The organism is Streptomyces cinereospinus, assembly GCF_042430725.1.
Classification (GTDB): Bacteria; Actinomycetota; Actinomycetes; order Streptomycetales; family Streptomycetaceae; genus Streptomyces; species Streptomyces cinereospinus.
In genome coordinates, this window is record NZ_JBHMCY010000004.1 from 165,568 (window position 1) to 174,038 (window position 8,471).

The 8,471-nt window shown below is 71.0% G+C and carries 6 protein-coding genes; all 6 read right to left on the minus strand.

The features are described 5' to 3' along the window. Positions 1 to 12: 12 nt before the first annotated feature. The 6 genes from fxlM to ACFF45_RS03520 all read right to left on the minus strand — a co-directional run bounded on the left by fxlM (position 13) and on the right by ACFF45_RS03520 (position 7,823). Positions 13 to 2,094 carry a methyltransferase, FxLD system gene (fxlM, locus tag ACFF45_RS03495; protein WP_381341682.1) on the minus strand — a complete coding sequence of 694 codons (2,082 nt, stop codon included), beginning with the start codon at positions 2,092 to 2,094 and terminating at the stop codon, positions 13 to 15. Between the two features lie 22 nt (positions 2,095 to 2,116). Further along, a complete protein-coding gene (locus ACFF45_RS03500) occupies positions 2,117 to 3,391 on the minus strand; it encodes a lanthionine synthetase C family protein (protein ID WP_381341685.1) in 1,275 nt (424 codons plus the stop codon). Next, positions 3,388 to 6,459 carry a lantibiotic dehydratase gene (locus ACFF45_RS03505; RefSeq protein WP_381341688.1) on the minus strand — a complete coding sequence of 1,024 codons (3,072 nt, stop codon included), beginning with the start codon at positions 6,457 to 6,459 and terminating at the stop codon, positions 3,388 to 3,390. Before ACFF45_RS03505 ends, ACFF45_RS03500 begins: the two co-directional genes overlap by 4 nt. 84 nt (positions 6,460 to 6,543) lie before the next feature. Next, complete coding sequence (locus tag ACFF45_RS03510) at positions 6,544 to 6,720, minus strand: FxLD family lanthipeptide (protein ID WP_351728058.1); 177 nt, start codon at positions 6,718 to 6,720, stop codon at positions 6,544 to 6,546. Positions 6,721 to 6,939: 219 nt separating this feature from the next. Then, entirely contained in the window at positions 6,940 to 7,404 is a 465-nt protein-coding gene (locus ACFF45_RS03515) for a hypothetical protein (RefSeq protein ID WP_381341690.1), read from the minus strand. Between the two features lie 215 nt (positions 7,405 to 7,619). Then, positions 7,620 to 7,823 (minus strand): DUF5999 family protein, encoded by a 204-nt coding sequence (locus tag ACFF45_RS03520; protein WP_381341693.1) that lies wholly within the window; start codon positions 7,821 to 7,823, stop codon positions 7,620 to 7,622. Positions 7,824 to 8,471: the final 648 nt, after the last annotated feature.

The following is an 8,471-nucleotide window of genomic DNA, read 5'->3' on the forward strand; positions in this document are numbered from 1 at the left end:
GCCGAGCTGGCGTCACCGCCAGTCGACGACGATGCGGTTCAGCGGGGTGTCGAGAGCGAACAGGCCCGGCACCTGCTCGATGGCCGGGGCGTCGAGGGGCTGAATCTCGAACGTGGCTTCACGGCCGCGGTACTCGCGGTCCCAGGTGCGGATGGCGCCCGCGACCCGCGCGGCGAGCTCGTCGCTGCCGGGACCGTGGCCGACGACGCCGAACTCCCACAGCTTGCCGCCCTCGGGGGTCTTCTTCTCCGATACGCGGCGGGTGAGGTAGGTGACGGCGCCCTTGTCGACAGCGGCGGTCGAGGAGGGGTAGGGGTCCTCCGTGAGAAGCGTCCCCTTGGCGTCGGCCGGGAACAGCATCCGGATCAGTCCGCTGGGCAGGGAGCAGGAGACGAACAGCTCCATCCACTCGGGCGACTCCATGGCGCGAACCGTCATGCCGGTCCACTCCCCGGCGCGCGGCTGGTCCAGCACTCCGGCCAGGGCCTCGGCGTCGATGTACTGCCCGGCAGGGGCCTGGAGCCGCACGGTGCCGTCCGCGCTGAGGGGGATGATACGGCGGTCGTCGTCGGCGATGCCGCGCCGCAGCGGCATGAAGGTGTTCATCTTGCTGCTGACGCTGATCCAGCGGCCGTCGCGCTGCTCGTAGGCGATGGAGCGGGAGACGCTGCCCTTGAGTCGCTGGGGAACCACCAGGCGCCCACCGGGTGCGAGCTGCTGCATCCAGGCGTGCGGGACGCCGTGCGCGCCGACGGTGGCGATGATCCGGTCGTACGGAGCACCGTCGGCGTGACCGACCGCCCCGTCGCGGGTCAGAACCTCGACGTTGGTGAATCCGGCGGCAGCCAGGTGCGCGCGGGCGCCTTCCACGAGGTCGTCGTCCACGTCGATGGTGGTGACGTGGCCCGTCTCGCCGACGAGGTGAGCGAGCAGCGCCGCGTTGTAGCCCGTGCCGGCGCCGAGTTCGAGGATGCGTTCGCCGGGCTGGGCGTCCAACTGATCCAGCATGAGCGCGACGACTCCGGGCTGGGAGGCGCAGGAGATCGACGTGCCGTCGGTGTCGTACTTGACGTTGACCGGCGTGTTGGCGTACGCGTCTTCGAGCGTGGCATCGGGCACGAACAGGTGGCGGGGAACGGTGCGCAGGGCGGTCTCGACCACAGCGGTTCGGGCGTAGCCAGATTCGCGGATCTTGTCGACCAGGGCGTTGCGCAGCCGCGCTGCGTCGGCCTCGGAGTTGGCGAGCGTGTCGGTATTCACCGCCCCGACGCTAGTGGTTTCGTGCGTCCCCTCGGTGGACGACGCGGTCTTGTCACTCGATCCCATGACTGCCTCTCGTGCGATGTCGAACAGGGTGCTTTGGTCGTCCGAGCGGAGACCTGCGCGGTTTGCGTGGAAGATCAGGTGGTGGGTGACGATGGCGCGAAGGCCGCGGGTGAAGCGGCCTTCGATGGACAGGTCGGCGAGTGTCGCCCCGGCCCGCTCGAAGGCGGCCACCCACTCGTCGTGGCCTTCCAGCGGACCGCGCTGACGGCACAGGCTGCGGGCGTCGGCGGTCATCAACCGCTTCATCGCCTTGCCCAGGGCGGCGGCACGATCGGGTGCCAGCTCCTCGGGCTCCGGTCGGAGTGCGGCAGCCTTGGCCCACACGTCGCCCTGCTCGAACCAGTCCAGGCGTGCAGCCCGCATCAGGGCGCTGAGCAGGAGGACGGCGGTCTCACGTCTGCCCAGTCGTCCGGGTCCCGGTGGGTAGGTGAGCAGGTGGCGACAGTCCTGGTGGAACAGTGCGTGGGCGGCGTTCATACCTGCCGATCCCCCGAACGCCGTGGTCTCCGGCTCGTAGATGCCGGGAACCCACGACCGGACCGATCCCTCGTCGACGAGATCCCTCAGCACGGACTCGATGAGCGGGGACGGCTCAGCAGAGCGGTACCGCAGCGGCCAAGGCTGCTTGTTCATGAACCACCAGGCGGTGAGCTGCCCGTCGTTCTCGGCTTCGAGCAGCGCGGGGCCGAGGCGGTCGGCTATGACGCGCTTGCCGGTCGCGCGGTCGGCGAAGGTGACGTTGTGCTGGTGCCAGCGGTCCGGGGGCATGGGGAGTCCTTCGGTCGGTGGTTCAGGCGATGACGAGGCAGGTGTCCCACGCGGATCTGGGCGGGGCCACGGAGGCCGGGGCCAGGAGGGCCAACGCCATCCCGGCGGCGCCGTTCAGGAACCCGGGCCCCGCTTCCTTGTCCCGGACGACGGCCTCCGCCACCTCCTCCGGGACGGTGTCCGGCGGGCAGACCGCGGCCAGGAGCGGCGGTATCACCGCGCGAAGCTGTCCGGCAGTGGAGGCGTGCGCGTCCTCCGCGGTCCGGGCCGCGATGTGGGCGAGGCCGGCGAAGCCGTGGCACAGTCCGTTGTCCGTGGTCACCTTGAGCTGCTCGCGATCCGTGAGGGCGGACACAAGCGCGTTCTCCGCGTCGAGCTGGCGTTCGATGTCGCCGAAGGCGAGGGCGGCAAGCTGCCGGGCGCGGGCCAGACCGGCCGTTCCGTAGCACCATGACGGTCGGCGTGGCGGAGACGGATCGGGGCGGCCGGAGTGCAGCTCGTCTCGCGTAACCCAGTAGGGCCACGCCTCGCCCCGGCCGGTCTTCTCCCCCCATCGGTCAAGCCAGGCCAGGATGGTGTAGGCGGCCTCGCGTTGGCAGTCGACGGTGACCCCGCGCCGGGCGGCGAGGGCCAGCAGCGCGAGCACGCCACCGATGCCGTGCGCCATCCCGTTGTTGGCGTGTCCGCCCGGGAAGCGTTCGTCCGGTCGGCCAGACGGTCCGCTCGGTGTCCACCATCCCGGCCAAGCTCCGCCGTCGTAGGTGACCGGTTCGGTCAGGCGCACGCAGTAGCTGAGGATGGCGCGGACGTCGGCTCCGGTCGTGTCGCGACGGAGGAAGTAGACGCCGTAGCCCACCAGCCCCCGGATGGCGTCGAACTCGGCCAGCTCCGGGAGGCGCCCCGCGTCGATGCGACGGTGCGCCGCCTCCAGGCGGCGGCGGACGTCGGCGCTCATCCGTTGATTCAGGGAGTCTCGGGCCCGCTCGTAGGCGCCGGGCAGGTGGTCGGCGGCACAGGCCACGGCGTGTGCCAGGGCAGGGGCGCCGTAGAAGGGGTGGCTGTCCGGGCCACTGGTGAACGGCTGCCGGGCGGCTGCGGCGAACCAGTCGTGGGCCCGCTTCCACGGTCCCAGGCCGGCGGCGGCCCGCTCGATGTGCAGCAGGGCGATACCGGTCGGCCCGTACGCGAGGTGCTGGCGGTGCAAAGACGCGTCGTCCGGTCCGATCGGCGCGGTAGCAGGGTCGGCCAGGAGGTCGGCGACGGCCTCCGCCGTCCTGAGTGCGAGGGAGTGAGTCATCGCGCCCTCCTGGACATCCAGGCCAGGGCGGCGGCGCGGGTGAGGTAGAGGCAGATCTCTTCCTCCGTGAAGTCGACCGCGACGTGCCGTACGAAGTGGACGTGCAGGAGCGAGGAGAGGACATCGTCCAGGCGGATGCCCTGGGTGTCCGGGCCGGGGAGGTGCGGCCGGTAGGCGGCGAGCGCCGCGTCACGGTCGGCCCACGCCTCCGCAATGGCCTGCCCACCGGGCACGCCGCGCAGGGTTGCCCAGTCGCCGGACGGGTCGGCCAGCCGTACCACCTCGGTGAACTGCGGGCGCGGTACTGTCGCGGGCGCGGCAGGCGGAATGTGCTCGATCAGCCAGCGCATCGCCTCCTCCACGCTGCCGAGGAACGCCGCGGCGATGGCGATCGTGTGAGCCGCCACCAGTGCGCGCTGGGGCGGGCGGTGCGTCTGCGAAAGCTGGGCGACGACGGCGCGCGAGTCCGCGCGGAACACCTCCTCGGCCGCGTTCCAGGCATCGCCCGAACCCCACCGCCCCATCTCGCGGTAAGAGGTGGGGAAGCGCATGTCCGACAGCACTCCGGCGGCGCGCAGGTCATCGGCCCAGGTGCCGACCGTGCGGGCCGTCGCGGCGAAGGCATCGGGATCAGGCAGGGCGATCCGCACCCGCACATGCTGATCCGGGTCGCGGAAACGGATGAACCACCACGGTGGGTTGCCGAGCCGATCCACCAGGACAGGGAGGTGCTGAGCGAGCAGGGCATCCTGACGGCGCAGGTCGCCGTACAGGGTGGTCAACAGCAGGGGCGAGGCTCCGGGCGTCTGGATCTGCTCTGGGGAGAAGGTGCGGGCCAGTGCGGGGTTCGGCAGTGCGGGCCACGCCGGCGGTCGCGTCGCATTGAGCGGCAGGACGACCTCATGGGCACGGCCGCCGGACCAGCCGTACGCGTCGGCAGCCGGGGCTTCCACGCAGACGGCTAGGCCGACGCGGTTGAGGTGCTGGCGCAGCAGGTTGCGGTGTCCGGTCTGGGCAAGGTCGAGGTGCAGGCGCCGGTCGTCCTCGGCCAGGACAACCCGCAGCGGCATCCGCCGTCGGGCCCGCCATTCCTCGAGGGCGGTGTCCCACTCGCCTTGCGGGCGGTCGCGGCTGGGCAGCTCGGCGGCGTCCAGCCGCCAGCGTGCGGGGGCGAACACCACGCGGCCGTAGCGGAGCCGGGGCAGGAACGGCATCGCGCTGGCGGCGCCCCAGTTGAACAAGGTGACCTGCGCGCACTGGGCGCGGGACAGCTCGGTGAGGAACCGGACGAGCGGCGGGGTGTGCGTGGTGAGGTTCAGCGCGTGCATTCCCACGGCCTCGACGCGAAGACCCAGCTCCGGTGCCGCCAGATACATGCGGCGCCCGTCGCACGCCACCGCCAGGTCGCCGGGCGTCAGGATGCCGCCGCCGGTGTCGCGGTGCTCTTGGACGCTGATCACCCTGGGCAGCACCTGTGGGGCCCGCGTGACGTGGGCGCTCGTAGACAGCAGAGGCGGGAACGACAACTGCGCGGCGATGGTGCCGACGTCGGCGGTCGGCAGGTCGGCCAGCCCCGCTGCCAGCCGCTCGCGGTCTTCGGGAGCCAGGACACCGAGGAAGCGGCCGGTGGTGACCCCGACGCCACGGGACACGCTCGCAACTTCCAGCCGGAAACGCCCCCGATGCAGCTCCTCGACGCTGGCCGCGTGCACCCGGACACCTACCTCCAGGTGCGGCGGCACTCTCGGGAGCTTCGGCCCCAGGTCCATCGCGGAGATCAGGTCGTCGGTGAGCACCAGCTCGTCGCGGCCGTCGAGGGCGGCGGCCTGCGCGAGCCGCACCAAGGTGTCGTCGCGTACGGAGAGGCGGGAGCGGTCCTCGGCGGCCTGGGTGCCCGGGTACCCGTCGGGAAAACCGGTCCCGCTGTCGGCGACGACTTCGCGGAGCGGCACCATCGTGCCGATGCCGTACCGCTCGTAGAACCGCCGCTGGTACGCCTTCCACGCCGCAGTGCCGTACGGGTGTGCGCTCACCCGGGTCAGGACGTCGGCGGCACGCTCGATCTCCCGCGCGACCGATTCCGGCAACTCGACCTCAGCGTCCAGACGAAGATCCAGCGCCAGGGGATGCCGCTTCAAGCCCGGGACCACAGCTCTCATCCGTGCGGCGGCGCGCGCACGGCCGCCGCGGGAACCGCAACCGTCGAGGTCGAGCTGAACGGCACGCAGGTCGCCGACCGTGTCAGCGACCTGCGTCACGCTGTCGGCACTCACCGAGTCGAGCTGGCTCAGCAGATATCGCAGTGCGTCGGTCTCCGTACTCGGTGCGCGCAGGTTCGTGATCAGCACCTCGTGCTGAACGAGTTCTCGTACGAGCCGCTGCACCTTTTCAGGGCCTGCTGCGGGGAACTCCGCAGCGAGCTTGTCCGCGAGGGCACCTACGGGGATCGGTGCCCGTGCTGCGTCCAGGACTGCCCGCACCGGCCCGGTCAGGGCCACAGATACTTCGACCGCATGCCGACGGTCTCCCTGGGGGTCGGACCTGTACGGCACGATGAGCCGGTCATCGCGTGTCGCCGTGGTGTTGTTGACGACCACCAGGAGCCGTTCCATCAGCTCGGGGCACGACTCCAGCCGTTCGATCACGGCAGTCAGCCACTCCGCACTCGCCCGGCCGACGACCGTATGGTCCGAGCCCCAGGCGGCGTGCGGCTTGAGGCCGATGGCAGCCAGTGCTACGCCGGCGAACAGACCGAACGGAGTTGCCCGGCGTTCGGCGCGCAGCACGTAACGCGCCACGGAGGCGACGGCACGCCGCACGTCTCGCGCGCTCGGGGCACTGGACGAGCACAGGGCGCTCACCTGCGACGCCAGAGCAGGACTGGCGTGCTCCAGGGCCTCGGCGACGTCGTCCTCAGCCCAGACCTGGCGCAGCCAGGCGAGCCGGGCCGCCGCACCGCACGGGGACGAGTCGTCAAGGTCGGGACACGGGGGCACGGGAAGTTCCGGCCGAGCGACGGCGCGCAGGAGAGCGGTCTTCCCTGCGCGAAAGGCGGTGCTTGAAGCCATCTCGATCTCCGTGTCCAGGCGGGCGGCCGGTGCCTTCGCGCGGTGAGTCGCGAAGGCACCGGCCTGGATGACGTGCGGCTCAGGTCAGGCCACGTTGGTGGTGCAGGCGCCGCAGGTCTCGCCGCAGCCGTCGTCCGTCAGGCTGATCAGACCGGCGGTGTCGGACACCTCGACCAGGCTGACGTCCAGGTCGAAGCCGTCCGACGTCGTGCCCGAGCCCTGGGGCTTCACCTGCGTGGTGTGGGTGATCTGGGGACTCATGCGAACTCCCGTAGTTGCGAGTGAACTTGCGGTTGGGTGGTACAGCCGGACACCTACGTGCGGAGCGTATGAACGCCCTGACGCCGCAGAGGTGCTTCCCGGCCACCGCCCGGGGTGCCATGCCCTTCACGTGGACCGTGCAGGGCCGCCTGTCCCAGGGCGGGTCTTGCGCCGCACCGGCGGTCGGGTTCGTACGCACCGACTCGCCAAGGCGGCCGTCTACCGGCGAGCTGTCGCGATCTCCCGTTCGAGTTCGACAACCGTTACGCCACGCAGCTCGCGTACGAGCTGGGAGGCGAGGAACCAAGGTCTCAGCAGATGGTCCTTGTAGGGCAGCGGAAGGTCTCTCGCTTCCTCGCTCACCTGGGCGGGCACCGGCCGCAGGTCGGCCCCCGTGGTGTAGAGGGTGCCGACCACCCCGTACAGGCGCGGCACGCGTGCCCGCAGGGCGACTGCTCCGGACCTCGACAGGTGAGGGCATTGCTCGATAGCTATGGCTGCGCAGTCGAGGCAGAGCGGCGGCTGCCAGGTAAGGACTCCCTCGGGCCAGTCCCGCTCCCTGGCCTCCTTCGGCCTCGTAGCGAGGAACAGGTAGCCGCTGGCGGTCCGGCTGGCCGGCTGGACGACGCAGACCTGGCACCGCAGGTCCTGCATCGTCTCGCGCTGCCGGGACGGATGCACCATGCTCCATCGGGGCGATCCGAACGGCCAGCCGTCCTCGCGGGACTGGGAGCACCGCGCCCAGAGGACCCCTTGGTCATCTCTGTCTCCAGGGCCCTCGTCCAGGTAGCACAGACCTCCGCCCCCTGGACGGAGGCCGAGCATGGCAGCGATGTCCGCTTCCTCCCCGCGGCAGGCGGTGATGTACGGAACCATGGCGGACCAAAGCGGGGAAGGGGTCATGCCGCTGCTCCCGCCACGTGCGAGAGCGGGCGGTGCGGAGCGACGACCTTGCCGTCCGGCAGTAACTCGCCGGTGTCCTCGAAGATCAAGACTCCGTTGCACAGCAACGTCCATCCCTGCTCTGGATGATGCGCTGCGGCGCGAGCGGCCTCGCGGTCAGAGGCTTCTGCTGGCGGGCACGGAGGCTGGTGTAGGCACATACGATTCCTCGTCTACGGCCCCCTGCCCACCAGCCAGCCTCGCGGGCCAAACGGCAACGGTGAGGAGGGGCATCAGTTTCCGCTCTTGAGTAGGACCCCGGCCGCCGCGCTCGTGGGGTGGGCCGGGCGACGGCCGGGAGCCGGTGCCGGGTGCGGCGAGACGCCCATCACGCCGCACCCAGGGATCAGGAGATGGTCTGGAGTATCGAGCCCAGAACGGACTCGTGCGGTACGGGGCCTGGCGCGAACTGGTCGAGGTACTGCCTCAAGGGCTCGGCTGGCACGAGTCGGTCGCTACGACAGCGCCTCAGCCAGTACGGGCCGGGCGGCTCAGCCTGGTCCAGCGGTGGGAGCGCCAGCTTGTGCGGCGCGCCCAGGCAGGTGGCGAACCGGTGGGGTGCCCACGTCCAGTGGGTGCTCGTCCCCGGCGGCACGAGCCAGATCAACCACCCGCGCTGCGGGTCCTCGATGACGGGGCCACAGGCGTCCGGGGGATCGGCCGGACCTCGTTGCACCTCGTCCAGGAGCCTGACCACCCCGTACGCAGCTGGCCCGTTCGCGGAGATCACAGCGTCGAAGTACCGGCCTCCTAGTACTCCAGTCTGACTTCGCGATCTTGTCGCGGACCCGGCTGGGAACGGGTACGGC